This window comes from Nocardioides sp. NPDC127503 (assembly GCF_040302165.1).
GTDB lineage: Bacteria > Actinomycetota > Actinomycetes > Propionibacteriales > Nocardioidaceae > Nocardioides.
Genome location: NZ_JBEORH010000003.1, coordinates 174672 through 198033, shown reverse-complemented (window position 1 = coordinate 198033; position 23362 = coordinate 174672). Strand labels below are relative to the sequence as shown.

20 protein-coding genes and 1 tRNA gene are annotated in these 23362 nt (G+C 70.4%); 6 read left to right on the top strand and 15 right to left on the bottom strand.

The annotated features are described in order from the left end of the window. Positions 1 to 11 precede the first annotated feature (11 nt). The 13 genes from ABTW65_RS08035 to ABTW65_RS07975 form a co-directional block, all read right to left on the bottom strand. On the bottom strand, positions 12 to 1514 hold the full coding sequence (locus tag ABTW65_RS08035) for an aldehyde dehydrogenase (NADP(+)) (RefSeq protein ID WP_350659463.1): 1503 nt from the start codon (positions 1512 to 1514) through the stop codon (positions 12 to 14). After that, positions 1511 to 2698, bottom strand: coding sequence for a fumarylacetoacetate hydrolase family protein (locus tag ABTW65_RS08030; protein WP_350659462.1), 1188 nt, complete (start codon positions 2696 to 2698; stop codon positions 1511 to 1513). Before ABTW65_RS08030 ends, ABTW65_RS08035 begins: the two co-directional genes overlap by 4 nt. A gap of 14 nt (positions 2699 to 2712) precedes the next feature. Continuing rightward, complete coding sequence (locus ABTW65_RS08025; protein WP_350659460.1) at positions 2713 to 3501, bottom strand: enoyl-CoA hydratase/isomerase family protein; 789 nt, start codon at positions 3499 to 3501, stop codon at positions 2713 to 2715. Then, positions 3498 to 4637 carry an extracellular solute-binding protein gene (locus tag ABTW65_RS08020; protein ID WP_350659459.1) on the bottom strand — a complete coding sequence of 380 codons (1140 nt, stop codon included), beginning with the start codon at positions 4635 to 4637 and terminating at the stop codon, positions 3498 to 3500. Before ABTW65_RS08020 ends, ABTW65_RS08025 begins: the two co-directional genes overlap by 4 nt. Next, positions 4637 to 5854 (bottom strand): CaiB/BaiF CoA transferase family protein, encoded by a 1218-nt coding sequence (locus ABTW65_RS08015; protein WP_350659458.1) that lies wholly within the window; start codon positions 5852 to 5854, stop codon positions 4637 to 4639. The genes ABTW65_RS08020 and ABTW65_RS08015 overlap by 1 nt, the downstream gene beginning before the upstream one ends. Before the next feature lie 35 nt (positions 5855 to 5889). Continuing rightward, a complete protein-coding gene (locus ABTW65_RS08010; protein WP_350659457.1) occupies positions 5890 to 7029 on the bottom strand; it encodes an aldose 1-epimerase family protein in 1140 nt (379 codons plus the stop codon). Beyond that, the gene (locus tag ABTW65_RS08005) at positions 7026 to 7787 is read right to left on the bottom strand and encodes an SDR family NAD(P)-dependent oxidoreductase (RefSeq protein ID WP_350659456.1); all 762 of its coding nucleotides are present in this window, start codon (positions 7785 to 7787) and stop codon (positions 7026 to 7028) included. Before ABTW65_RS08005 ends, ABTW65_RS08010 begins: the two co-directional genes overlap by 4 nt. 29 nt (positions 7788 to 7816) lie before the next feature. After that, positions 7817 to 8995: a mandelate racemase/muconate lactonizing enzyme family protein gene (locus tag ABTW65_RS08000; protein WP_350659455.1), complete on the bottom strand. Its 1179-nt coding sequence runs from the start codon at positions 8993 to 8995 to the stop codon at positions 7817 to 7819. A 151-nt stretch (positions 8996 to 9146) separates the two neighbouring features. Next, a complete protein-coding gene (locus ABTW65_RS07995) occupies positions 9147 to 9812 on the bottom strand; it encodes an ArsR/SmtB family transcription factor (protein ID WP_350659454.1) in 666 nt (221 codons plus the stop codon). Next, complete coding sequence (locus tag ABTW65_RS07990; protein ID WP_350659451.1) at positions 9805 to 11133, bottom strand: MFS transporter; 1329 nt, start codon at positions 11131 to 11133, stop codon at positions 9805 to 9807. Before ABTW65_RS07990 ends, ABTW65_RS07995 begins: the two co-directional genes overlap by 8 nt. Continuing rightward, the gene (locus tag ABTW65_RS07985) at positions 11130 to 12488 is read right to left on the bottom strand and encodes an MBL fold metallo-hydrolase (RefSeq protein WP_350659450.1); all 1359 of its coding nucleotides are present in this window, start codon (positions 12486 to 12488) and stop codon (positions 11130 to 11132) included. Before ABTW65_RS07985 ends, ABTW65_RS07990 begins: the two co-directional genes overlap by 4 nt. Before the next feature lie 80 nt (positions 12489 to 12568). After that, positions 12569 to 14422, bottom strand: a complete 1854-nt coding sequence (locus tag ABTW65_RS07980; RefSeq protein ID WP_350659449.1) for a YhgE/Pip family protein — start codon at positions 14420 to 14422, stop codon at positions 12569 to 12571. Further along, entirely contained in the window at positions 14419 to 15072 is a 654-nt protein-coding gene (locus tag ABTW65_RS07975) for an ATP-binding cassette domain-containing protein (RefSeq protein ID WP_350659448.1), read from the bottom strand. The genes ABTW65_RS07980 and ABTW65_RS07975 overlap by 4 nt, the downstream gene beginning before the upstream one ends. Before the next feature lie 118 nt (positions 15073 to 15190). On the opposite strand from ABTW65_RS07975, the gene ABTW65_RS07970 reads away from it, so the two are divergent. From ABTW65_RS07970 to ABTW65_RS07950, 5 genes are all read left to right on the top strand, one after another. Then, positions 15191 to 16546, top strand: a complete 1356-nt coding sequence (locus ABTW65_RS07970) for a flavin monoamine oxidase family protein (RefSeq protein ID WP_350659446.1) — start codon at positions 15191 to 15193, stop codon at positions 16544 to 16546. Between the two features lie 126 nt (positions 16547 to 16672). Next, positions 16673 to 18991: a carbohydrate-binding protein gene (locus ABTW65_RS07965; RefSeq protein WP_350659445.1), complete on the top strand. Its 2319-nt coding sequence runs from the start codon at positions 16673 to 16675 to the stop codon at positions 18989 to 18991. A 120-nt stretch (positions 18992 to 19111) separates the two neighbouring features. Continuing rightward, complete coding sequence (locus ABTW65_RS07960; RefSeq protein ID WP_350659444.1) at positions 19112 to 20050, top strand: expansin EXLX1 family cellulose-binding protein; 939 nt, start codon at positions 19112 to 19114, stop codon at positions 20048 to 20050. A 72-nt stretch (positions 20051 to 20122) separates the two neighbouring features. Next, positions 20123 to 20653 (top strand): SigE family RNA polymerase sigma factor, encoded by a 531-nt coding sequence (locus ABTW65_RS07955; protein ID WP_350659442.1) that lies wholly within the window; start codon positions 20123 to 20125, stop codon positions 20651 to 20653. After that, complete coding sequence (locus tag ABTW65_RS07950; RefSeq protein WP_350659440.1) at positions 20650 to 21441, top strand: hypothetical protein; 792 nt, start codon at positions 20650 to 20652, stop codon at positions 21439 to 21441. Before ABTW65_RS07955 ends, ABTW65_RS07950 begins: the two co-directional genes overlap by 4 nt. A 22-nt stretch (positions 21442 to 21463) precedes the next feature. On the opposite strand, the gene ABTW65_RS07945 is transcribed toward ABTW65_RS07950, so the two are convergent. Next, the gene (locus ABTW65_RS07945) at positions 21464 to 21748 is read right to left on the bottom strand and encodes an SRPBCC family protein (RefSeq protein ID WP_350659439.1); all 285 of its coding nucleotides are present in this window, start codon (positions 21746 to 21748) and stop codon (positions 21464 to 21466) included. A 308-nt stretch (positions 21749 to 22056) separates the two neighbouring features. Here ABTW65_RS07945 and ABTW65_RS07940 point away from each other — a divergent pair, with 308 nt between their 5' ends. Continuing rightward, a complete protein-coding gene (locus ABTW65_RS07940; protein WP_350659438.1) occupies positions 22057 to 23193 on the top strand; it encodes an alkaline phosphatase PhoX in 1137 nt (378 codons plus the stop codon). Between the two features lie 69 nt (positions 23194 to 23262). Here ABTW65_RS07940 and ABTW65_RS07935 read toward each other — a convergent pair. Beyond that, positions 23263 to 23336 (bottom strand) — tRNA-Met (locus tag ABTW65_RS07935). Positions 23337 to 23362: the final 26 nt, after the last annotated feature.

The following is a 23362-nucleotide window of genomic DNA, read 5'->3' as shown; positions in this document are numbered from 1 at the left end:
CTCGGCTTGTGTCAGGCGTACAGCGTGCCGTCGATGCGGCGAGGGGTGCCGGTGTGTCCGTCGCGCAGCTCTTCGGGCAACAGCTCTTGGGGCGCGTCCTGCCATACGAGCGGGCGCAGGAACCGGCGCACAGCGGTGACGCCGACCGAGGTGTGCAGGGTGTTGGTGGACGGCCACGGTCCGCCGTGGTGCTGCGCCCACGAGACACGTACGCCGGTGGGGAAGCCGTTGAAGACCAGGCGTCCGGCGAGCGGGGTGACCACCTCGACGAGTCGTCGGGTCAGCGCTGACTCCTCGGGCTCGGAGTGGAGGGACGCGGTGAGCGATCCGGGCACCTGCCTCAAGGCGGCGACGAGGTCTGCCTCGTCGGCGTACCTCACCACGACGGCGGCGGGGCCGAAGCACTCCTCGAGGACCTCCTGGAGCCCGGCCGAGCCGGTCACCAGAAGCCCCGCGGCGGCCCAGGCGGGCTCGCTCTGCTTTTCCGCCGTCACGGCGGCGGTGACGCCGGACGCCGACGTGAGGCGGCCGAAGATCTTTCGGTACGAGTCGGCGATGCCGACGCTGAGCAGCGGCTGCGCGACCGACTCGGCCAGGGTCGCGGCCAGCTTCTCGACCAGCTCGTCGCCGGCCTCCCCCGTCGGCACGAACACCAGTCCCGGCTTGGTGCACAGCTGCCCGGCCGACCCGGTGATCGAGGTGGCGAGGCCCTCGGCGACGGCTGCCCCGCGAGCCGCCGCGGCGCCGGGGGTGACGACGAGCGGGTTGAGGCTCCCGAGCTCGCCATAGAACGGGATCGGCTCGGGGCGCGCGTTGACCAGATCGAGCACCGCCCGGCCCCCGGCGGGCGAGCCGGTGAAGCCGACCGCCTTGATGAGCGGGTGGACGACCAGGTCAGCTCCAGCCTGGCGGCCGTGGACCAGGCCGACCGTCCCGGGCGGTAGCCCGAGGTCCTCGATCGCGGCACGCAGCGCGTCGAAGGCGAGCTGGGAGGTCAGCGGGTGCGACTCGTGCGCCTTGAGCACGACCGGGCACCCGGCCGCGACCGCGGAGGCGGTGTCGCCGCCCGGCACCGAGAAGGCGAGCGGGAAGTTGCTGGCGCCGAAGACGGCGACCGGGCCGAGCGGCACGAGCATGCGGCGTACGTCGGGGGCGGGCCCGAGCGGTGTCTCGCCTGCGTGGTCGATCGCAGCCTCGAGGAAGCTGCCCTCCCGGACGGCCTCGGCGAAGAGGCGCAGCTGGAAGGTGGTGCGGCCGACCTCACCCTCGAGGCGGGGCCTGGGCAGCCCGGTCTCCGACATCGCGGTCTCGACGAGCCGGGCGCGGATCTCCTCGAGCCGACCGGCCATCGCTTCGAGCAGGCGGGCGCGCCCCTCGCGGCCCAGCGCTGCCAGCGCCGGCACGGCGAGATGCGCCTCCGCGACGACCCGGTCGACCTCCTCGATGGTGGTCGTTCGAAGCCCGGTCGGGATCTCCTCGCCGGTGGCGGGGTTTCGGGAGGACAGGGCGGTCACAGCAGCTTCCTTCCGGCGAGGTTGCGCATCAGGTCGGCGATGCCGAAGTCCCACGGCGCGCACTCCTCGCTCGCCCTGACGAGGTTGACGAGCGTGCCGAGCTCGGGCGCGGAGATCCGGACGACGTCGCCCGAGTGATGGGTGAACCCCATGCCGGGCTCGTCCCGGTCGTCGGAGGGCGCGAACATGGTGCCGAGCAGCAGCACGGCGCCGTCGGGGTACTGGTGGTGCGGGCCGATCAGCTGGCCGACCAGATCCGCGGGATCGCGGCTGATCGCGCGCATCGACGACGTGCCCACCATCTCGAAGTCGTCCTCGCCACGCACCTCGAGCGAGACCGTCATCGCGCGGACGTGGTCGAGGGTGAAGCCGTCGTCGAAGAGACGTACGAACGGACCGATGGCACAGGCGGCGTTGTTGTCCTTGGCCTTGGGCAGCAGGAGCGCCGAGCGGCCCTCGACGTCGCGCAGGTTGACGTCGTTGCCGAGGGTGGCGCCGACGATCCGGCCATCGGAGGTGACGACCAGCGCCACCTCCGGCTCGGGGTTGTTCCAGCGCGACGCGGCCAGCACCCCGACCTCGGTGGCGGTGCCGACCGCGGACAGCGGCTGGGCCTTGGTGAAGATCTCGGCGTCGGGTCCGATGCCGACCTCGAGGTACTGGCTCCACATGCCGCGCTCGCGCAGCACCTCCTTGAGCCGCTGCGCCTCCGGCGAGCCGGGGACCAGCTCGTCGAGCCCGCCGCCGATCGCCGCGGTGATCTCGGCACGTACCTCGGCCGCGGCGTCGGCCTCACCCCGAGCGCGCTCCTCGATGAGCCGCTCCAGCATCGAGACCGCGAAGGTCACGCCAGCGGCCTTGACCGCCTGCAGGTCGACCGGCGCGAGCAGCCAGGGACGGGCGGGATCGCGGCCCTCCGGCGGCGTGTTGGCGAGCAGGTCGGCCACCGTGGCCAGCGGCTCGCCGGGAACGCCGGCCAGCGCGGCGCCGGGGTCGGCCTGCTCGCAGAGGTCGCGCACCGTCGCGAACCTGCCGCTCACGTCGTACGCCGTGCCATCCCGCACCACGACGACGCTCGGGCCCCGCGCCTCCGGATCCCAGACGCGCCCCACGAGGGTGGGGACGGCGCCATCGGCGGGCATGGTGGTGGCCAGGTCGGGCCCCCAGTCGGTGGTGACTGTCATCGGTGGTCCTCCGGTCAGGCTCGGACGAATCGGGGTGCGCGCTTCTCCATGAACGCCGCGCGGCCCTCGGCGGCGTCGGCGGTCGCGAAGCACACGGTCTGGATGTCGCGCTCGTAGGTGACCGCCTGCTCCAGTGGCATGTTGGCGGCGGCGGCCAGGTTGGCCTTGGCGGTCTCGACCGCGATGGGCGCGCGGCTCGCGATGGTCTCGGCGAGCTCGAGGGCTCGCGGCAGGAGGGCGTCCGGCTCGAGCAGCTCGCTGACCAGCCCCCAGGCGAGCGCCTGCTGGGCGTCGATCGGATCGCCGGTCATCAGCATCACCGCTGCGTTGCTGGGGCCGATCGAGCGGTCCAGCAACGCCGACATGCCACCGCCGCCGATCCAGCCGAGCTTCACCTCGGCGGCGGCGAGCTTCGCGGTGGTCGACGCCAGCCGGATGTCACAGATCAGCGCGGTCTCCAGCCCACCGCCGAGGGCGTACCCGTTGACGGCGGCAATGATCGGCTTGCGCAGCACCTTGAGCGAGTCGCAGTAGTCCTCCCGATTGCGGAAGGCCCACGGGCTGGCGTACTCGTCGAGCTCGGCAATGTCCGAGCCCGCGCAGAAGGCGCGCTCTCCGGCGCCGGTGAGAACCACGACCCGGACCTCGTCGGCGTCGTTGCACCAGCGCGCCAGCGCGACGAGCGCGTCGGACATCTCCTGTGTGACGGCGTTGAGCTTCGCTGGCCGGTTGAGGGTGATCACGCCGATGTGGCCGCGCTGCTCGAACAGCACCTCCGGGCAGGTCGACTCGGGTGCGGTCATCGGGCAGCTCCTTCCGGGTTCGTGCGGCCGAGGGTGGCCAGGTGGCTGTCGTCGATCCGGCCGAGGGCGGCGGCGATGCTGATCGAGCCGGCCAGGGCCTCGCGTACGACCTCGGCGGCCTCGGTCTGGAACGTCACGTAGCCCGGGTGACGGGGCCTGACCCACGCACGTTCGACCGTCTCCAGGGTGCCGCGGTAGAAGTCGCCGACCGGCTCGTTCACCGTCGGCGAGGTCCACGCGGAGCGTGCGGACGGCTGGCCGGCGTGTGCCGGGATGAAGTCCTCCTGCACCGGCCCCGACATGAGGTGGCGTACGTGGTCGAGCAGCTCAGGCGTGACCTCGCACCGTGCCGTGAGGGCCAGGCCGGTTCCGCCGAGGGTCGATCCCGGACGCGTACCGGGTGCCAGCCTGGGGGCATCGGTGAAGCGCACCGGACGGTCGAGCGTTGTCTCGGCGTAGGTGACGTAGCCGTAGACGAGTGGCACGTGGGCAAGCGTGTCGCCCGCGGTCATCTCGGCGAGCAGGCCGATCGGGTCGAGGTCCAGGGTGTGGCGCGGCGCCCGCACGGCCAGGTCGGCCATCAGCTCGAGGGCCTGCCGTCCGACCTCGTCGGAGACGAAGCGCTCGACTCCCCCAGGCTCCTCCCCCAGCGCGACGCAGACCGAGGAGAAGGTCAGGAGCGCGTGCGGGCCGGCGACCGACAGCGCGACCGGCGCCCGATGGGACAGCGCGGCGACCTCCGCCCACCGCCGCGGCACGGCGTCGACGAGGTCCGCGCGCGTCGCGGCGACCTGCGTCGCGGCGTCGAGAGGCACTGCCCACAGTCGTCCGTCCATGACGTACGACGCCAGGCTGGGACCGACAGCCGCGTCCGCCCACGCCGCGACCTGCTCGTGACCGACGAGGTCGTCGAACGGCTGCAGGCAACCGCGCGCGACGGCGTCGCCGAGGTGAGGGTGGTCGAGGACGACGAGGTCGTAGTCGGCGGCGATCTCCTCGATCGGGGTGGACTCGAAGCCGCTGAGCGGATGGACGTCCCAGGCCAGGCCGAGGTCGCTCGCCTCGGCCGCCGCGACCAGGGCGTCCCGGCCGCGGGGGTGGTCCCAGGTCAGGCCGCGGAAGGTCGGCTGGGTCATCAGACCGGCTGCTCGGGACGGGTCTCGGCGACCACACCGCCGGCGGTCAGCGCCGCGATCTCCTCGCCGGTGAATCCAGCCTCTGCGAGCAGCTCACCGGTGTGCTCCCCGACCAGCGGAGCGCCCCGCTCGATCGAGGCGGGCGTGCGGGAGAAGACGTACGGGAATCCCGGGGTCGTGACCCGGCCCTCGGTGGGGTGCTCGTAGTCGACGAAGGTCCCGTTGTGCTTGATCTGCGGATCCTCGACCAGGGCCGCGTAGTCCTGGACCGGCCCGCACCAGATGCCGGCGGCGCCAAGAGCGTCGAGCCACTCGGCCGTCGTACGCAGCACCAACCGGTCCGCGGTGCGGCGGTGGACCTCGTCCCGGTGGCTCCAGCCGTGCACCTCCGAGCTCATCTCGGCGAACGCGGGCTCGTCGATGACCTTGCCCAGCGTCGGCAGGTCGGGCATGGCGAGGGCGAGGAAGCCGTCGGCCGTCTTGAACGTGCCGTAGGGCGCACGGATGTAGACGTGCGCATGCGGCTCCGCGCTGCGCTGCTGGGGCACCTTGCCGGCCACGAACACCGACAGCTCCTGCATCTGCAGGGTGGTGATCGCGTCCAGCATGTTCACCTTCACCAGCTGCCCCTCCCCCGTACGCTCGCGGTGGAGCAGCGCGGCCAGCACAGCCTCGAACGCGGTGGACGCGGTGACCGCGTCGACGAGGTACTGCCCCGCCGGCTGCGGCGGCTCACCGTGGCGACCGGTCGAGAGCATCGCGCCGCTGCGGGCCTGCAGCAGCAGGTCCTGCCCGGGCTGGTCGACGTCGGGGCCGTCCTCGCCGTAGCCGGACATCGAGACGTAGACCAGGCGCGGGTTGATCGCCGAGAGCGTGGCGTAGTCGACGCCGAGCCGTTCGGCCACGCCTGGGCGGTAGTTCTGGAGGAACACGTCGGCCGTCTCGACCATCCGCAGCAGCACCTGCTTGCCGGCGTCGGCCTTGAGGTCGACGGCCAGCGAGCGCTTGTTGCGGTTGAGGGAGAGGAAGGAGACGTTGATCTGGTTGCCCTGCGCGCCACCGGCCGCGGCGTGGCGCTGCCACTCACCGGTGACCGGCTCGACTTTGACGACGTCGGCGCCCAAGTCACCCAGCCGCTGCGCGGCGAACGGGCCGGCCATGGCGATCGAGCAGTCGAGGACGCGGTATCCCTCGAGGATCCTGGGTGTGGTGGTCATCAGTTCGGGTCTTCCTTGCCTGGATGGTGGGCCGGTCAGTCGGGCTGGTCGCCGAGCGCGCGGATCGCGGCGCGGGACGCCCGGACGTCCTCCGCGCCGTCGAGCACGCGGATCGTCGTGGAGTAGCTGCGCGAGTCGCCGTGCTCGAGCCAGGTCATCGACCCGTCCGCACGGGCGGCGGCGTCGCCGGCGACCGCATGCGTCGACGGCTCCAGCCCGATGGCGTACTGGCCGCTGCGGAGGTTCTGCCACTCGAAGAAGTGCGGCATCGTGGCGGAGTCCCAGGACACCTCCACGCCGAGGGTCTCGTCGCCGCGGAGCAGTGCGACCCGGTGCCGGCCGTCGCCCTCGGCGACGAGGGTGTGCTCGTGGACCTGCTCGACGAACCGCAGCTGCGGCTCGGGGAGGGTGCGATAGGAGACACCCTGCTCTGCGACCGAGTCGGAGCGCCACGGGGTCTCGCTGATCGCCGCGACGAACTCGGTGCCCGCGTCGACCAGGGGCCAGCCGAAGTTGAGGTGGTAGAGGAACATGTGCGGCGTCGGGTCGAAGCCGAGGTTGTCGACGATGTCGTGGAGGCGGATCTCGAGCCCGTCGAAGTCGACCTCGATCGTGCGGGTCAGGCGCAGGTGCTCACCGAAGGACGTCGCCTGGACGACCTCGCCACGCACCCGCAGCACGCAACGGTCGCCGTCCCACACCTCGCCGGCCTCGAGCAGACGCCCCGGGATCGCGGTGAGCCGGCCGTGCAGGCCGTGGTTGACCGTCTGCTTGGGCGGATAGTTGTACGCCGTCGCGTCGACGTCACCGCCGAAGAGGGTGTGGTCGAGGCCGCCGGAGACCAGCAGGCCGTCGAGAGCGCGCAGCCAGGACAGGCCGCCCTCGTCGTGGTGCTCGTGCAGGCCCGGATGGCGGAAGCCGTTGCCGCTGCGCCACCCGAAGGGCACGCCCCGCAGCCTGGCCGCGCCGAGGTCGAGCGCCCGGTCGACCAGCACCTCGAGCTCGAGCCCGGCCGAGGTGCGCAGCTGCACCGCCCGTACGCCACGCTCGGAGCCGTTGTCGAGGACGACCTGGCGCACTCCCGCGACGGACTCGGTGTCGCCGGTGCGCTCGCGCAGCGCGCGTGGGGCGAGTCGGTGTCCGAAGATGTCGAGCTTGTTGTCGGGTTCGCTCATTGCATGTTCCATCCGCCGTCGACGTTTAGGGTCTGCCCGGTCATGAAGGACGCGTCGGGCCCGACCAGGAAGGCGACCACGGCCGCCAGCTCGGCGGGCCGGCCGCGCCGTTTGAGGGACTGGTGGTCCAGCACGTGGGCCGTGTAGGCCTCGGGATCCTCGTGGATCTCCTCGGCCTTGGTCGGGAAGGCACCGGGGGCGACCGCGTTCACGCGGATGCCCTGCGGGCCGAGCTCGCGCGCGAGCGCACGGGTCAGCGCCACCGCGGCTCCCTTGGTCGAGACATAGCTGGCGAGCTTGTCCCAGCCGCCGGAGAAGGTGATGGAGCCGATGTTGACGATCGAGCCGCTCCTCCGCGGCGCCATCAGTCGGGCCGCGGCCTGGGCGGCGACGAAGTAGGCCCGCTGGTTGACCGCGACCACGTCGTCGTACTCGCTGACCGGGATGTCCAGGAACGGAGTGGCTGGATAGATCGCGGCGTTGTTGAGCAGCACCTCGAGGGGGCCCAGCTCGCGGTCGGCCTCCTTCAGGGCGGCGACCACGGCATCAGCGTCGCGTACGTCCACCGACAGGGTGGCCTGCCGGGCTCCCGTCGCCTCGACCTCGGCGGCCGTGGTGGTCAGTGCGTCCCCGGCCAGGTCGAGCAGGGCGAGCGAGAAGCCCTCCTTCCCCAGGCGTACGGCGCTGGCGCGGCCGAGCGAGCCGCCCGCTCCGGTCACCACGGCACAACCGCGGGTCTGCATGGTCGGGGACGTCATCTGGCTGGTCCTTTCGTGGGTGTAGCGGGTCAGCGTGCGGAGGGGCCCTGGGAGCGTGGGTGGAGGGACGGCTTGCGCACGAGCCGGCGACCGGCCCGCTCCGGGCGTACGTGGGGGCCGATGTGGCGACCCCAGTCGGCGGCCTCGTTCATGCGCTCGATCGCCGCCTCGTCGACGACCAGGCCGAGACCGGGGAGGTCGCCGAGCACCAGGTGCCCGTCCTCGATCTCCTGGTCGGACTCGATGCCGAAGGGCAGCTGCAGATCCTGCACCTCCAGCGAGAGATGGTTGGGAACGACCGTGGCCGCGTGGGCGATCGGATTGGCGTTGTAGCCCACCGGGCTCACCGGCAGGTCGAACGCCAGTGCCAGGGCGGACACGCGCAGGAAGTGGCTGATCCCCCAGACGCTGCCGGTCTGCACGACGTCGACCGCGTTGGCCTGCAGCAGCGGCCGGAACTGCTCGAGTCCGGTGAGGTTCTCCCCGGTCGCGACGGCCGCACGCACCGACTGGGAGACGCGAGTCAGGCCGTCGACGTCCCACCGGCGCACCGGCTCCTCGACCCAGGCGAGGTCGACCGACTCCTCGAGGCGGCCGATGTGGCGTACGGCCTCCTTGCGAGACCAGGACTCGTTGGCGTCGAGCATCAGCGCGGGCGCGGCGCCCGTCCGGTCGTGGAAGACGTCGCTCACGAGGTGGAGGCGCCGCAGGTCGGCTTCGACATCCAGACCGCCCTTGATCTTGACGGCCGTGAAGCCACGGTCGGCGAACCGTTCCTGGAGCGCGGCCAGCTCCTCGTCGGTCAGCGGCCCGTCCAAGCCGGAGGCGTACGCCGGCACGACCCGGTCGCGCCCGCCGAGCAGGCGCCACAACGGCTGGCCTGCGGCCTTGGCCTTGAGGTCCCACAGCGCCATGTCGAGTGCGCCGATCGCCCCGAACACCGCGCCGGCGTGCCCGGACTTGAAGACCCACGACAGCATCCGGTCATAGAGCGCCTGCACGGCGAGGGGGTCTTCGCCCTCCAGGGCCGGGAAGACGACGTCGAGGCCCTGGTGATGGCCCAGGCCGATGCCCTCCAGTCCCGAGTCGGTGGTGAGCACGACGATCGGGACCGCCGTCTTGCCCGAACCGACGACGCCGTTGACGTCGCCGATGGGACGTCCCCAGTCGTGCACCGTCGTCAGCGTGCGATAGCCCGTGATGTGCATAGATCGTCGGCCCCTTAACTCTTTCATGGAGTCCGTGAATCATCAGACATCATTTGTCTGTTGTCAACTGTATGCTGTTTGCATGCAGAGGTAGTCACCGTGCTCGCGCGAGCACGGTGACCGAGGCGTACAGAAGCTCCGATAGCCGGCCTCAGGCCGCGCCGTCGCGTTCCAGGAGACCTGCGATGCGCCACTCCAGTGCTCCGTCGACGGCGCGGCTGGCCCGGAAGCCTCGCTGGGAGAGAAGGCGTACGGCGTCGTGCGCGAGCACGCAGTACCGGCCACGGCAGTAGGCGACGATCTCGCGGTCGGCCGGGAGCTCGGAGAGGCGGGCGGCGAGCTCTTCGACCGGGATGTGGAGGGCGCCCGGGAGGTGGCCCCCGGTGTACTCGGGCTCTGGCCTGACGTCGAGGATGACGACCTCTCCATCGGTGATGCGGGCGAGGAGCGTCTCGGTGGTGACGGCTTCGGCGTCCTCGGGCCCCAGGTAGGCGGCGCGGGCGCGTTCGGTGTGGGGACGGTGGCGCAGGGCGACGCGCCTGAGGTCGTCCCACAGGCTCGCGACGTCGTCGCCGACGAGGGAGTAGTAGATCCGTCTGCCGTCACGGCGGGTCTCGACGAGCCCCGCTTCGCGCAGGGTCTGCAGATGGGCCGAGCAGGTGCTGATGGCGAGGTCGGCGGCGTCGGCGAGGGCCTCGACGCTGCGGGGCCCTTGGGCGAGCAGGTCGAGGAGCTCGAGGCGCCCGGGGCTGGCCAGAGCCTTGCCGACTGCGGCGAACTCGGCGAACAGGGCGTTCTTGGCGGTGCGGTCACCCACGGGAGGCTCCTTCACGGTCATCGGCGCCGGAACCGGAGATTGGCGCACTGCGGGGATGGGTCTCGTACATCCGGAGGGCGACGAGGAGGGCGGAGAGCGCGCTGACGGCAGCAGCGGCCCAGACGGCAGCACTCAGGCTCCACCGGTCCGCGACCACGCCACCCATGAGTGCGCCGACCGCATAGCCGAGGTCACGCCAGACCCGGTAGATGCCCACGGCTCGTCCACGCCACGCCGGGTGTGCGACGTCTCCGATCACGGCGAGGAGCGTCGGGTAGACCATCGCGGTGCCGGCGCCGAGGAGCATGGTGCCCGCCGCCCAGGGAGCGAACGTGTCGGCGGAGGCGATCACCGCAAGGGCAGTCGCCTGGGTGAACATGCCGATGCTGATCAGATGTTTGCGGCCCCATCGGTCCGACAACGCTCCGGTGAGCAGCTGGCCGAAGCCCCAGACCGCTGGATAGAGCGCGAACAGCACTCCGATCTGGCCTACGGGCAGGCCCGACGTTGCGAAGAGAAGGGGAAAGAGTCCCCAGGAGAGTCCGAAGTTGAGGTTGTTGACCAGTCCGGCCTGGCTCGCCGAGGACAGCGCCCTCTCCCGGAAGCTGGTCTGCACGAAGACCTCTCGGTTGCTGAGCCCGCCGTGGAGATGGTCGTGAAGTCCGTCGGATCGCGGAACGTGACCGGCGGCTTCCGCGTACGCATGGCCCCGGGTCTCCTTGACGGCGATGACCGAGAGCCCGAGTGCGAGCGCGGTGTAGGACAGGCCGAGCAGGAAGGGCGCCGGGCGAAGGCCGTGATGCGCTGCCAGGTAACCGGCGGCGATTGATGTGAGAGCTACCGCTCCGTAGCCGGCGGCCTCGTTGAGTCCCATCGCGAGGCCTCGTTGCCGGGAGCCGACGAGGTCGATCTTCATGATCACCGTGGTCGACCACGTCAGACCCTGGTTGATGCCCAGCAGCACGTTGGCGACCACGACCCAACCCCAGCTGGGAGCCCAGATCAGCATCAGGGGCACCGGTATCGCGACCAGCCATCCGGCGATCAGCACCGGCTTGCGGCCGTACCGGTCAGACCAGGCGCCCGCGAAGTAGTTCGCGGCCGCCTTCGCGATCCCGAAAGCGATCACGTACGTGAAGATGAAGGTGTATCCGCTCAGCCCGAACTCGCGTTCGGCGAGCAGTGGCAACACTGTCTGTTGTTGACCGACCATGCCGCCGACCAGTGCGTTGATCGCAACCAGGAGCGTGAACTGGGCGGCGTTGGCCCGCAACCCGAGGCGAGGCCGGGCGCGGGGGCCCTGTGCGCCGGCCTGGTTCACGATCCCGCCTCGAGACGGTGACCGGTTGCGTCGGCCCAGTCGCCCGGGCCGCCGACGAGAACGGCGACGTCCTGCTGGCCCGCCCGGGCCAGGAGACTGGCGGCACCCATGGCGCGTTCGCCGTGGCCGCACATCACGACGGTCGGGCCGTCGTGGGCGCTGTACGCCGCCTTGCCCGGTAGGTCGCCGAGCTCGACGTGCGCAGCGCCAGGGATGTGACCGGCAGCGAACTCGCTGGTCTGCCGGACGTCGAGCACGCTCGCGCTTCCGATGTGGCGAGCGTTGACGAGCGGGATGGAACCGGTCGGGCGCCCGCCCTGCACCCAGGCGCCGATGCCGCCCTCGAGCTCACCGATCAGGTGGTCATGGCCGATCTTGCGGGCCTGCCAGAGGATCTCGGCCGGGTCCTGGTCGGCGTCGCGGACGATGACCACCGGCTTGGCCGCAGGCAGGAGCCATCCGAGCCAGGTCGCAAACGCCGGTCGCAGCGGGATCGACACCGAACCCGGCAGATGGGCCGCAGCGAAGTCATGGACCGAACGGACATCGACGATCTCGGCGCCGGTCTCCCGCAGCCGAGCGACCGCGCCGGGCGACAAGCCGGGCAGCGAGTCGCCCGCGACGAGGTCGGGTCCACGGCGGTTGATCTCGCCGAGGGTCAGGAAGTACGGCGGGAAGCTGCCGAGCGAGTCGAGCAGCTGTTGGACGAAGGCGTCCTCGGACTCCGCCCGGAGCAGGGAGTTGGTGGCCCGTTCGGCGCCGATGGTCGACGTACGCTCGGCGCCTGGGGGTGCCGAGCAGAACGAACCGGCGCCGTGAGTGGGCCATACCGCAACGTCGTCGTCGAGCTCGGCCAGTCGCCGGAGCGACCTGTACTGAGCGCGGGCGAGCTCCTCGGTCCGCTCCGGCGAGACGAGGTCGGTACGTGCGGCCGAGCCCACGATCAGAGAGCCACCGGTGAACACGCCGACGACCCGGTGGTCATCGAGCAGCTCGAAGGCGATGTGCTCGTGGGTGTGGCCCGGGGTGGCCAGTGCCCGCAACCTCAATCCGCCGAGGTCGACCTCGTCGCCGTCGGAGAGGCCACGGTGCGGGAACTCCCGCCCACCGGCCCGCGACGCGAGGACGCTCGCCCCGGCGTCGGCCGCCAGCTGCACCGCCCCGCTGAGGAAGTCGGCGTGCAGATGGGTGTCGGCGGCGTACGCGATCTGCAGGCTGCGACGGTCCGCTTCGGCTCGAATCGTGCGCAGGTCACGGCTCGGATCCACCACGAGCGCCCGTCCGTCGGACAGATCCACCAGGTAGGCGGAGTTGCCCAGACCTTCATCGACCACCGGGATGACGGAGATGCCCATGGATTGACATTACGTCATTCCAAGGAATATTGGAATGACTTGCCTCGGACGCCGCGACATCGCCGCCAGCAACCCGTTCGTCACAGAGCGATCTCCGGACGTACGCGCTTGGGCGTCCAGACCCGTTGCCGACGGGCGCCGTAGCTGGTCAACAGCAGCGCGCCGACGAGGAAGGCGGCCAGGACGAGGGCGTCGGCGACGACACGTCCAGAGAGCCCGCCGTACATCAGCTGGCGCAGCCCGTCGACGGCGTAGCTCATCGGCAGGATGTGGTGGAGCCAGTGCAGCGGCTCGGGAATGGTCTGCCAGGGGAACGTGCCGCCGGCGGTGACGAGCTGGACGACCATCAGGACCAGGCCGAGGAACTGGCCGGGCGCTCCGAGGAGCGCGTTGAGCATGTGCACGATCGCGATGAAGGTCGCGGAGGTGAGCAGCAGGAATCCCAACGTGCCGAGCCAGTTGACCGGGGTGATGTCGACGGCGAGACCGACGACCACGAGCACGACGACCATCTGCGCGACGCCGATGAGCGCCGGGGTGAGCCAGCCTCCGAGAGCCACCCGGAGCGGGGTCTGGTTCGCGGCCAGCGCTCGGGTCGAGATCGGCCGGACGAGCAGGAAGAGGACGTACCCACCGATCCATGCGCCCAGCGCGAGGAAGAAGGGCGCCAGCCCGGCGCCGTACGAGGACGCCTTCGCCTCGGAGACCGAGTCGATGGCGACCGGGTCGGCGATCGTCGAGGCGATCCGGTCGCGCAGCTCCTCGTTGGTGGCGGGTGCGTGTGCGGCGCCGTCCCGCAGCCCCTTCTCCAGGTCACCGGCACCGGTGGCGAGCTGGGCGGCACCGTCACGCAGCTTGGTCGCGCCGGTACTGAGCTCGCCGGCTCCGTCGGCAGCCGAAGAGATCCCGGCGACGAGATCGGGCATCGCGGAAGCCAGCTGCTCGTTGCCGTCGGCCACCTGGTTCGCACCGGTGGCGAGCTGGTCGAGCTGGCCGGAGACATCGCCGACGCGCTGGTCGACACGGTCGAGAGGGGCGGAGCCGCGGTCGTAGATGGCCAGCACCTCGGCTCGCTGCTGCTCATCCAGCCCCTGCGCCTCGAGTCGGGCGTCGAGGTCGTCCCGATTCGATTCATAGGCCGCGACGGCGTCGTCGACGGCGGTCGCGGCCCGCTGCCCGGTGGCGGCGATCTCGCCGTTGGCGTCGGCGACCTTGCGGGCGCCGGTGGCGAGCTCACGCGTCTTGGTGGGCAGGTCGGTGACCTTTCCCTCGATGGTGTTCAGGCCGTTCTCGAGGTCGCCCGCGCCGGTGGCCAGCTTGCCGGCTCCGTCGCGGAGCGTGCCCGCGCCCTTCTCCAGCTTCGCGGCACCGTCGGCGGCCTTCACCAGCCCCGAGCGGAGGTCGGAGATGCCGAGCAGGAAGTTGGCCGCGGCCTGCTCGGAGACCTCACTGGCGATGGCGTCGCGGACCTTGTCGGTGACGTTGGTCGCGATCGTGGTGGACAGGTAGGAGTTGGCGTCGTTGGTGATGACCTGGATCTGCGCCTGCTTCGGGTCGAGCCGCTCCGCGCCGGCCAGCGTCCGGGAGAACCCCTCCGGGATCCGCAGGGCGAAGTAGTAGTCGCCCTCCCGGATGTCCTTCTCCGCCGTCGCGGCGGAGACCTCCGACCAGTCGAAGTCGCCCGACTTCAGGAGCTTGTCGGCGACGTCGCGCCCGGCGTCGATCTTCGTGCCGTCGGTCGTGGTGGCCCCGGCGTCCTCCACGATGAGCGCCGCCGGGAGCTCGTCGAAGTGGGCGTACGGATCGTGGTTGGCGTAGAGGTAGAGCCCGGCGTAGAGCGTGGGGACGAGGACGAGCGCCACGATGACGAGCTTCGCCAGCCGTCCGGCCGTGATCCGGCGCAGCTCGGTCAGGGCGATACGCAGCGAGTTCATGCTTCCTCCGTCGGACCGATGGTGAACGTACGCACGCCGGCGGGGATCGCGACCGCACGACTCGCGGTGACCAGCACCCCGGGCCGGCTCTCGGAACCGGCGAGGTCGTTCGCGATGTCCAGCCACCGTGCGACCGGCAGGCCGAGGCGTTCGGGGTAGGTGAGCACGAGGAAGCGGGTGCCTGGCCGCAGCAGCGCCATCCGCGCGAGGATCTCCAGGCGCGGCACCGGCGGGACCGCCTCCGTGGTGATGCCGGTCGCGAGGTCGTACTCTCCCAGCCAGCGGTCGATGGCCGCGGCACTCGGCTTCTGCTTCGCCATCGCGAGCTCCTCACCGAGGATCGTGCGGAACGGCACCACCTCGTCCGGCTCGGAGACACCCGGCACGTCGACCAGCGCCACCGCGGCCTGCAGGACCCGAGGCGACGCGTCCCTGTCCAATTCCACCCTGCCCGCATCCAGCCGGAGCCGCCCGGCCAGCGCCAACGCCAACGACGTGTGCCCACCTCCGGGAGGGCCGACAGCCACCGCGACCTCTCCCCCGTGCAGCGTCAACGAAGTGGTCGGGAGCAGGTCCCGAGCCCCCTGCCGAACACGTACGCCGAGGGCTCGCAGCCTCTTCGTCTCCTCTTCGACCGCGTCCTCGCTCATGGCCAAACCCTGTCACCAAATGTCGGCAAAGACGGTCAGGCGCAACGATCCAGCCGCAGCCACACCGAGAACGTCGTACCGTGATTTCAGCCGTACGACCCGAACGGAGGTTCCCGCGATGCCCGATGTCGACGTGGTCGTGGTGGGAGCCGGTCTGGCCGGCCTGAGCGCGGCCGACAAGCTCGCCGGTGCCGGCAGGTCCGTGGTGGTGCTGGAGGCCAGGGACCGGGTCGGCGGTCGCACCGAGGGCGCAGTCCTCGAAGGGCATCCGATCGAGCTCGGTGGCACCTGGATCGGCGAGGGGCACACCGAGATGTACCGGCTCGTCGACGAGCTGGGCCTGGAGACGTTCCCGACCTGGAACGACGCCGGTGAGCTGCTCCTCGACCTAGGCGGCAAGCAGTCCCGGCTCGGCCCGCAGAAGGGCGCGACGCCCAAGCTCAACCCGATCGTCCTGGCCGACCTCGCCCAAGGCCAGGCCCGCTACGAAAGGCTTGCCCGCAGCGTCGACGTCGAGCGTCCGTGGGCTCATCCGAAGGCCACGCTGCTGGACGGACAGACCTTCGAGTCGTGGATCCGCCGCAACCTGAGGACAGCGATCGGGCGTTCCTACTTCCGCGCGCTGGCCGAGGCGCTCTACTCGGCCGACTCCTCCGACCTCTCCCTGCTGCACACGCTCTTCTACACGATCAGCAACGGCGATCTCGAGACTCTCGCCTCCACCGACCAGGGTGCCCAGAAAGACCGCGTCGTCGGTGGATCGGTGCTGGTCTCACAGCGCCTCGCCGAAGGCCAGGACGTACGGTTCGGGTCGCCGGTGGCTCGCATCGTCCAGACCAGCGAGCGTGCCACCGCCATCACCCGCGATGGTGCCGCGCACACGGCACGACACGTCCTGGTCACCCTGCCTCCGACCCTCGCCGGGCGACTCGACTACGACCCGATCCTTCCACCCGGCCGCGACCAGCTCACCCAGCGCGTGCCGGCCGGAACGGTGGTGAAGTGCTTCGCGGCGTACCCGAAGCCGTTCTGGCGCGAGCAGGGACTCAACGGCCAGGCGTTGTCCGACCTCGGCCCGGTCAAGGTCACCTTCGACGTCTCCCCTCCGGGGGCGGAGGTGGGCATCCTGATCGGCTTCGTCGAGGCGGGTGAGGCCCGCAGCTGGCAGCGTCTTCCCGACAACGAACGCCGCAGCGGCGTCATCGACTGCTTCGTGCGCTACTTCGGGCGCGAGGCAGCCACACCCACCTCGTACGTCGAGAAGGACTGGAGCGCCGAGGAGTTCACCCGCGGCTGCTACGGCGCCGGTTTCGGGCCCGGGGTCTGGACGAACTACGGACCGATCCTGCGCGAGCCCGTCGGACGGATCCACTGGGCCGGCGCGGAGTACGCCACCGAATGGAGCGGCTACATGGAGGGAGCCGTCCGCTCGGGCCGACGGACCGCCGACGAGATCCTCGCCGCCCTGGCGTGATCCCTGAAAGATCCGAAGCCGCGGCAACCCTTTGCAGTGCCTGCGACCACTAGGGAGCGGATCAGGCCACTCAGTTGCCCGGATCCGCCTTCCTCCGGTCAATGACATGCAAGGAGCACATCCCCCATGGACAACCTCACGCACCGCGTGCGCCGCGGGCGGTACCGCCGCCGCTGGATCGCGACCGTTCTGTTGGTCGGCGTGCCCGCCATCGTCGTGCCGTCACTCGTGTTCGCGCAGGAGGACACGCCGGCCGCGACGGCCGACGGCAGCGCCGACAACCAGCTGACTTCCGTGCGCAGTGGCAAGGTGATCGACGGCAACGGCTCCTCCACCGCCGACGGCACCCGTATCCAGCAGCGGAAGCTGGTGAAGTCGGCCCAGCCCCAGGCGGCCGGGTCCGGACCGTACAGGTGGAAGAACGCCCAGGTGGTGGGCGGCGGTTACGTCACCGGGCTGGTGTTCAACCCGCGGGAGAAGGGCCTGCTGTACGCCCGCACCGACATGGGCGGCGCCTACCGCTGGGACGTGGCGGCCGAGCAGTGGATCCCGCTGACCGATTGGCTAGGCGAGAAGGACTGGAACCTGCTGGGCATCGACTCGGTGGCCACCGACCCTGTCGACCCCGAGCGGCTCTACCTCGCGGCGGGGACCTACACCAACGAGTGGGCCGGCAACGGCGCGCTTCTGCGCTCCACGAACCGGGGCCGCACCTTCAAGCGCACCCCTCTGCCCTTCAAGCTGGGCGCCAACGAGGACGGCCGCGGGGCGGGCGAACGGCTGGCGATCAACCCCAAGGACAACGGCACCCTGCTGCTGGGCACCCGCAAGAACGGCCTGTGGCGCAGCACCGACCGCGGCGTGACATGGCGTCAGGTCGCCTCGTTCCCCGTGAAGGACGGGGCGAGCAGCGGCGTGGGCATCTCCTTCGTGACGTACGACCCGAAGAACAGCAAGACGATCTACGTCGGCGTCGCCGACAAGTCCGCCTCCCTGTACCGCTCCACCGACGGCGGCAGCACCTGGCAGGCCGTCCCCGGGCAGCCCACCGGCCAGATGCCACAGCACGGAGTGCTCTCCGGTAACGGCTCGCTGTACCTGACGTACACCGATGTCGTCGGACCCAATGGCGTCACCGCGGGCTCGGTGTGGAAGTACACGCCGGCCAGCGGGGCGTGGAAGAACGTCTCGCCGTCCCAGGGCGGTTACGGGTTCTCCGGTCTGGCCGTCGACCCGCGGAAGCCGTCCACGGTGATGGTGACCACCCTCGACCGCTGGTGGCCTGACGACGAGATCTACCGGAGCACCGACGGCGGCGCGCACTGGAAGGCGCTGGCCGACAAGTCGAAGCGGAACGCCTCCGGCGCTCCTTACGTCGGTACCGACACCGGGCACTGGATGACCGCCCTGGCCATCGACCCCTTCAACTCCGGGCACGTGCTGTACGGCACCGGCAGCGGCATCTGGCGCAGCAAGGATGCCAACGCCTCCGACAGCGGCGGCACCAGTCACTGGACCGTGGGGGCCCGAGGTCTTGAGGAGACCGCGGTGCTGGACGCGATCGCCCCGCCCGGGGGTGCCACCGTCATCTCCTCCATGGGTGACCTGGGAGGTTTCCGCTACGGCTCCTCCGGCTCCCTGGCCAAGGTGCCCGCCGGGCGGCTCAAGAACCCGATGATGGTCACCAGCACCGACATCGACTTCGCCCAGTCCAAGCCCTCGGTGATGGTCCGCGTCGGCCGTGGCGCCGAGCAGGACGGCGCCTACTCCACCGACGGCGGCAGCAGTTGGAAGGGCTTCAAGTCGGAGCCGGTGGGCAGTGCCGACAGCGGCCAGGTCGCGCTCTCGGCGGACGGCTCCGCCATCGTCTGGACCGAGGAGGGTCAGGCCCCGTACCGCTCGACCGACAAGGGGGCGAGCTGGTCGAAGGTGAGCGGTCTGGGCACCGGCGCCGTGGTCATCGCCGACCGCTCCTCGGCCAGGACCTTCTACTCACTGTCCGGCGGCACGCTCTACGCCAGCACCGACGGCGGCGCGACCTTCACCGCCCGCGCCGGCAACCTGCCCACCGGCCGCCTCACGACCGTGCCCGGCATCGCCGGGGACCTGTGGATCGCCGGCAGCGACAAGGGACTGTTGCACTCCACCGACGGCGGCCGGAACTTCGCCACGCTCAAGTCCGTGCAGTCCTCCTCCGCCCTCGGCTTCGGCAAGGCAAAGCCGGGCACGGGCTACCAGGCCCTGTACCTGATCGGCACCGTCAAGGACGCCACCGGAGTCTTCCGCTCCACCGACAAGGGCGTCACCTGGCTCCGCGTCAACGACAAGGCCCACCAGTGGGGCGCCATCGGCGCCGTCGGCGTCATCACTGGCGACCCCGACACCTACGCCCGCGTCTACATCGGCACGAACGGACGCGGTCTGCAGTACGGCGACCCGTCCTGACCCCACGACCCATCGAGCCCCGGGTCGGCCTGTCAGCAGGCTGGCCCGGGGCGGCAACCTTTTCGGCGCCGGCGGCAACTGCGCTGCGGAACGTCGACTCGATCTACCGAACGGATGGACATGAGGACAACGAATCACGGCGCGGCGCAGGCGCGGCGCAAGCACCGGCGGGCCATCGGCATTCCGCTGGCACTGCTGGCTGTCGGCGTTGTGGCCTGCCTCGCCACCGTGCTCCTCGCCGGGGGCAGCACCGACGCCTGGCGTACCACCGACGGGTCCGTCACGGCTGCGTCGGCGAGCGGCTCTCCGACCGCGGCACCCGACGCCACGATCGCTTCGCCGCAGCCACCAGACGCGAGTCCGCTGCCATCGCCCCGCGGTACCCCAACGCCGTCGGCCAAGAGCAGGCCGCGTACGGAATCCGCGGAGTCCACCGGGTCGTTGACTGGTCGGATCAGGCCCGGCATCCGTTACCGGGGCGTCGCGACCGCCTACGAGGCGGGTGACGGGAATGGCGCCTGCCTCTACGGCCCGTCCGACGACCTCATGGTCGCAGCGATGAACCACACCGACTACGAGTCGGCCAAGGCATGCGGGGCGTACGTCCTGGTCCGCGCCGCCAACGGGGCTTCCATCAAGGTGCGGATAGTCAACGATTGCCCCCTGCCCTGCAAACCCGGGCAGATCGACCTCAGCCAACAGGCCTTCGCCAAGCTCGCCGACCTCAAGGTCGGCCGGCTCCCGATCACCTGGAAGCTGCTGAGCCCCGCCGCGTCCGGCACCATCTCGATCCGATACAAAGACGGGTCCAGCCAGTGGTGGTGCGGCGTCCAGGCGATCGGCCACCGCAACCCGTTGGCCAGGCTCGAGGTCCGGACCGGCAACGGCTGGCGAAAGCTGCAGCGCACCGGCTACAACTACTTCCTCGCCACCGACGGTAGGGGGTGCGGCAGAGCGATCAGGATCACCGACATCTACGGTGAGCGGCTGACCATCCGCGGGATCGCTCTCAAACCGGACGTCGCGCAGCCGACCGGGGTCCAGTTCGCCCGGCATTGACCGGGGGAGGGGCGCTGCTACGCTCAGCCGATTGTTAACGCGCACATCGTAGGGAGAGGGCAACCGCGGGAGATGCTCGCCGACGACGCGTACGCAGAGTTCCACGATTTCTTCGAACGCCACTACGCCGAACTGGCCCGTCTCGCCCACCTCTTGACCGGCGAGAAGGATGCGGCGGACGACCTCGCCGCCGATGCGCTGGTCGCCCTGTGGCAGCGCTGGGACCGGTTGCGGGCAGCGCATCACCCGGTCGCCTACGCCCGCGGCGTAGTGGCCAATCTGGCTCGGGAGAGGATCCGGAGCAGGGTGCGCGAGCGACGGCGAGTAGCGCTGTTCTGGTCCCTCGGTACGGAACTGGTGGAGGGGCCGGACGTTGCGGCCGTGCTGGACGTCCGAGCCGCGCTCACCCGGCTGCCGTTCCGCAAGCGGACGTGCGTGGTCATGCGCCACGCCCTCGACCTGTCGGAGAAGGACACCGCCGCTGCGCTGGGCATCTCGGTCGGTACGGTGAAGAGCCAGACCTCGAAGGGGATGGCCGAGCTGGAACGGTTGCTCGGCGCGGAAGCGGTCGGAGAGATGGCGACAGGGGGGAGGAACTGGTGAACGACGAGATCAGCCGACGGCTGCGAGAGACCGCCGCGGCTCACGAGCCCAACCGCGCAAGGATCCTGGCACGTGTGGAGCGCGGCGCGGCCGACCCCAGTGTCCGGCATCGCACACGTTCGATCGCGAGATCAGGGCCCCGGGCGGCGATAGTCGGTCTCGTCGCCGCCGCCACCCTGGCGACCGGCGGTCTCGCCGTCGCTGTCGCCGCCATCGGCGGAGATCCGTTGCTGCCGGCCACCACACCCGCACCCACTCCCACGGCCCCGTCCGCGACCACGACCGTCACGTCCGCTCCGACGCCATCAGCCCGCCCCACCACCACCGCTCCGGCCCCTGCCCCGGCCCCGACCTCGGGCAGCGCGCGACCAGCTCCGCCGGACGGCAGCCGGGTCAAGAACGGGCCGTTGTGGTCCGAAGGCTCGCTGGGCGCCAACAGCAACATCTACTGGGCTCAGAGCAACCTGACCCTGAAGACCGCCAAGCCGCTCACCTCAGTCACCGTGGAAATGCGCATTGCCCAGACCGGCGGCGTGCGAAGCACCGGCCACTGGCGGACCCTGCCGAGCGACGACTTCACCGTCACCGTTCAGGAGTCCGGCGGTGCGCTGCTCTACCGCTGGGTCCTCAAGCCGGGCCGCACCGTGCCGGCCGGACAGCACGTGTTCGCCAGCCAGTACAACCACGCGACCGGCGCCCGCGATCTCGAGCGCGACATCTACCACGTCGATGCCCAGAGCTCAGGCGGTTCCTTCGCAGTCTGGGGAGGGTTCACCACGACCCGGTGAGGCTGGACTGACTGCCGTGTCGTCAGGGCTCGAGGATCTCCTTGAGCCTGGCCAGGTCCTTGGTCGTCGCTCGCCGCATCGCCCGCTCCATGACCGGCGCAGCGACCCGAGAGAAACCGGACGGGTTGCCGCGGTTGCGCAACGTCATCCGCGTTCCGCCCTCCTCCGCCGGCTCCCACGTGTAGGTCGTCTCCATCGGGAACGGTCCGTCCGACGTACGCATCAGGAGCCGCTCACCTGGCACCCACTCGACCACCTCGTAGGTATAGGCCAGCCGGCGCCCGAGGAACTGCGCGACGAAGTCCATCCGCGACCCCACCCGAACCGGCGGCGCCGTACGCCAGTCGACCGAGCGGATGTTGGCGTAAGGCCGGCGCGTTGCTCGGGTCGCCGGCGTACGCAGACACCTCGACCGGCGATCGCCGAATCACCGTCTCCACCAACACGTCCACGCTCATCGCCCCATCGTCCTCCGAAATCGGGCCGTTGTCCTCCGCCACGGTCGGCGCTTGCGCGTTGAGCATTGTTCGCCCTGAAGACGCCTCGACCAGGGCCCGGATCTCTAGCGTATGTCGCGCACATTTCCATCTGCCGAGACTCCAGAAGGACTCCACCATGGATCGTCGCAACTTCTTACGTGCCGCCGTTGTCGGCGCTGGAACCGTCGCCTTCGGGTTCAGCGTCACTCGTCCCGCCATCGCCTACCCAGCCAAGACCGGACCGAGCCCCTATGGCGCTCTCCTGGGCGCCGACGCCAACGGCATCATGCTGCCGGCAGGGTTCACCAGCCGGGTGGTCGCCCGCTCGACGAGGACCGTCGCGAACACCGGATACACCTGGCACAGCGCCCCGGACGGCGGGGTCTGCTTCGCCGACGGGACCGGCTGGATCTACGTCTCCAACTCGGAGATGAGCAGTGGCGCCGGCGGCGCGAGCGCCGTCAAGTTCGACAGCAACGCCAACATCACCAGCGCCTACCGCATCCTCGGCAACACCACCCGGAACTGCGCGGGCGGGCCGACGCCGTGGAACACCTGGATCTCGTGCGAGGAGCACGACACGGGCTACAGCTGGGAGACCGACCCGTGGGGCGTCAAGCCCGCCGTCCGTCGTGCCGCGATGGGCCGGTTCACGCACGAGGCCGCAGCCTGCGACCCGGTCCGCAAGGTCGTCTACCAGACCGAGGACAAGAGCGACGGCGGCTTCTACCGCTTCGTCCCGACCACCTGGGGAGACCTGTCCGCCGGGAAGCTGCAGGTGCTCACCACGAGCCTCACCTGGGCCGACGTCCCCGACCCCGACGGCTCCCCCAAGCCCACGCGCGACCAGGTGTCGACCATGAAGCTGTTCAACGGCGGTGAAGGCGCCTACTACCGCAATGACATCTGCTACTTCACCACCAAGGGCGACAACAAGGTGTGGGCCTACAACGCAGCCGCCAACACCCTCGAGGTGGTCTATGACGACAACCTGACCAGCAACCCGCCGCTCACCGGCGTCGACAACATCACCGGCGCCTCGGCAGGAGACCTGTACGTCGCCGAGGACGGCGGCAACATGGAGATCTGCATCATCACCCCCGACGACGTCGTGGCGCCGTTCCTCCGGGTCACCGGGCAGAGCTCGTCAGAGCTGTGCGGCGTGGCCTTCAACCCTGCCGGCAACCGCATGTACTTCTCCTCGCAGCGAGGCACGAGCGGCTCGTCCAGCGGCGGAATCACCTACGAGATCAGCGGCCCGTTCCGCTCGTAGCCGACCGAACCACCTAGCCCAGAAAACCACGAAGGCCCGGACCTCTCGGTCCGGGCCTTCGTCTTGGAGTAGCGGGGACAGGATTTGAACCTGTGACCTCTGGGTTATGAGCCCAGCGAGCTACCGAGCTGCTCCACCCCGCGTCGCAAGAAGAACATTACACGCGAGG

Excerpts from the sequence above, each read along its gene's own strand:
- ABTW65_RS08030 (WP_350659462.1), bottom strand. The coding sequence starts at position 2,698 with ATGACAGTCACCACCGACTGGGGGCCCGACCTGGCCACCACCATGCCC.
- ABTW65_RS07960 (WP_350659444.1), top strand. The coding sequence starts at position 19,112 with ATGAGGACAACGAATCACGGCGCGGCGCAGGCGCGGCGCAAGCACCGG.
- ABTW65_RS08000 (WP_350659455.1), bottom strand. The coding sequence starts at position 8,995 with ATGCACATCACGGGCTATCGCACGCTGACGACGGTGCACGACTGGGGA.
- ABTW65_RS07970 (WP_350659446.1), top strand. The coding sequence starts at position 15,191 with ATGCCCGATGTCGACGTGGTCGTGGTGGGAGCCGGTCTGGCCGGCCTG.
- ABTW65_RS07980 (WP_350659449.1), bottom strand. The coding sequence starts at position 14,422 with ATGAACTCGCTGCGTATCGCCCTGACCGAGCTGCGCCGGATCACGGCC.
- ABTW65_RS08025 (WP_350659460.1), bottom strand. The coding sequence starts at position 3,501 with ATGACCGCACCCGAGTCGACCTGCCCGGAGGTGCTGTTCGAGCAGCGC.
- ABTW65_RS08020 (WP_350659459.1), bottom strand. The coding sequence starts at position 4,637 with ATGACCCAGCCGACCTTCCGCGGCCTGACCTGGGACCACCCCCGCGGC.
- ABTW65_RS07985 (WP_350659450.1), bottom strand. The coding sequence starts at position 12,488 with ATGGGCATCTCCGTCATCCCGGTGGTCGATGAAGGTCTGGGCAACTCC.
- ABTW65_RS07945 (WP_350659439.1), bottom strand. The coding sequence starts at position 21,748 with ATGGACTTCGTCGCGCAGTTCCTCGGGCGCCGGCTGGCCTATACCTAC.
- ABTW65_RS08005 (WP_350659456.1), bottom strand. The coding sequence starts at position 7,787 with ATGACGTCCCCGACCATGCAGACCCGCGGTTGTGCCGTGGTGACCGGA.
- ABTW65_RS07965 (WP_350659445.1), top strand. The coding sequence starts at position 16,673 with ATGGACAACCTCACGCACCGCGTGCGCCGCGGGCGGTACCGCCGCCGC.
- ABTW65_RS08015 (WP_350659458.1), bottom strand. The coding sequence starts at position 5,854 with ATGACCACCACACCCAGGATCCTCGAGGGATACCGCGTCCTCGACTGC.
- ABTW65_RS07940 (WP_350659438.1), top strand. The coding sequence starts at position 22,057 with ATGGATCGTCGCAACTTCTTACGTGCCGCCGTTGTCGGCGCTGGAACC.
- ABTW65_RS07955 (WP_350659442.1), top strand. The coding sequence starts at position 20,123 with ATGCTCGCCGACGACGCGTACGCAGAGTTCCACGATTTCTTCGAACGC.
- ABTW65_RS07975 (WP_350659448.1), bottom strand. The coding sequence starts at position 15,072 with ATGAGCGAGGACGCGGTCGAAGAGGAGACGAAGAGGCTGCGAGCCCTC.
- ABTW65_RS08010 (WP_350659457.1), bottom strand. The coding sequence starts at position 7,029 with ATGAGCGAACCCGACAACAAGCTCGACATCTTCGGACACCGACTCGCC.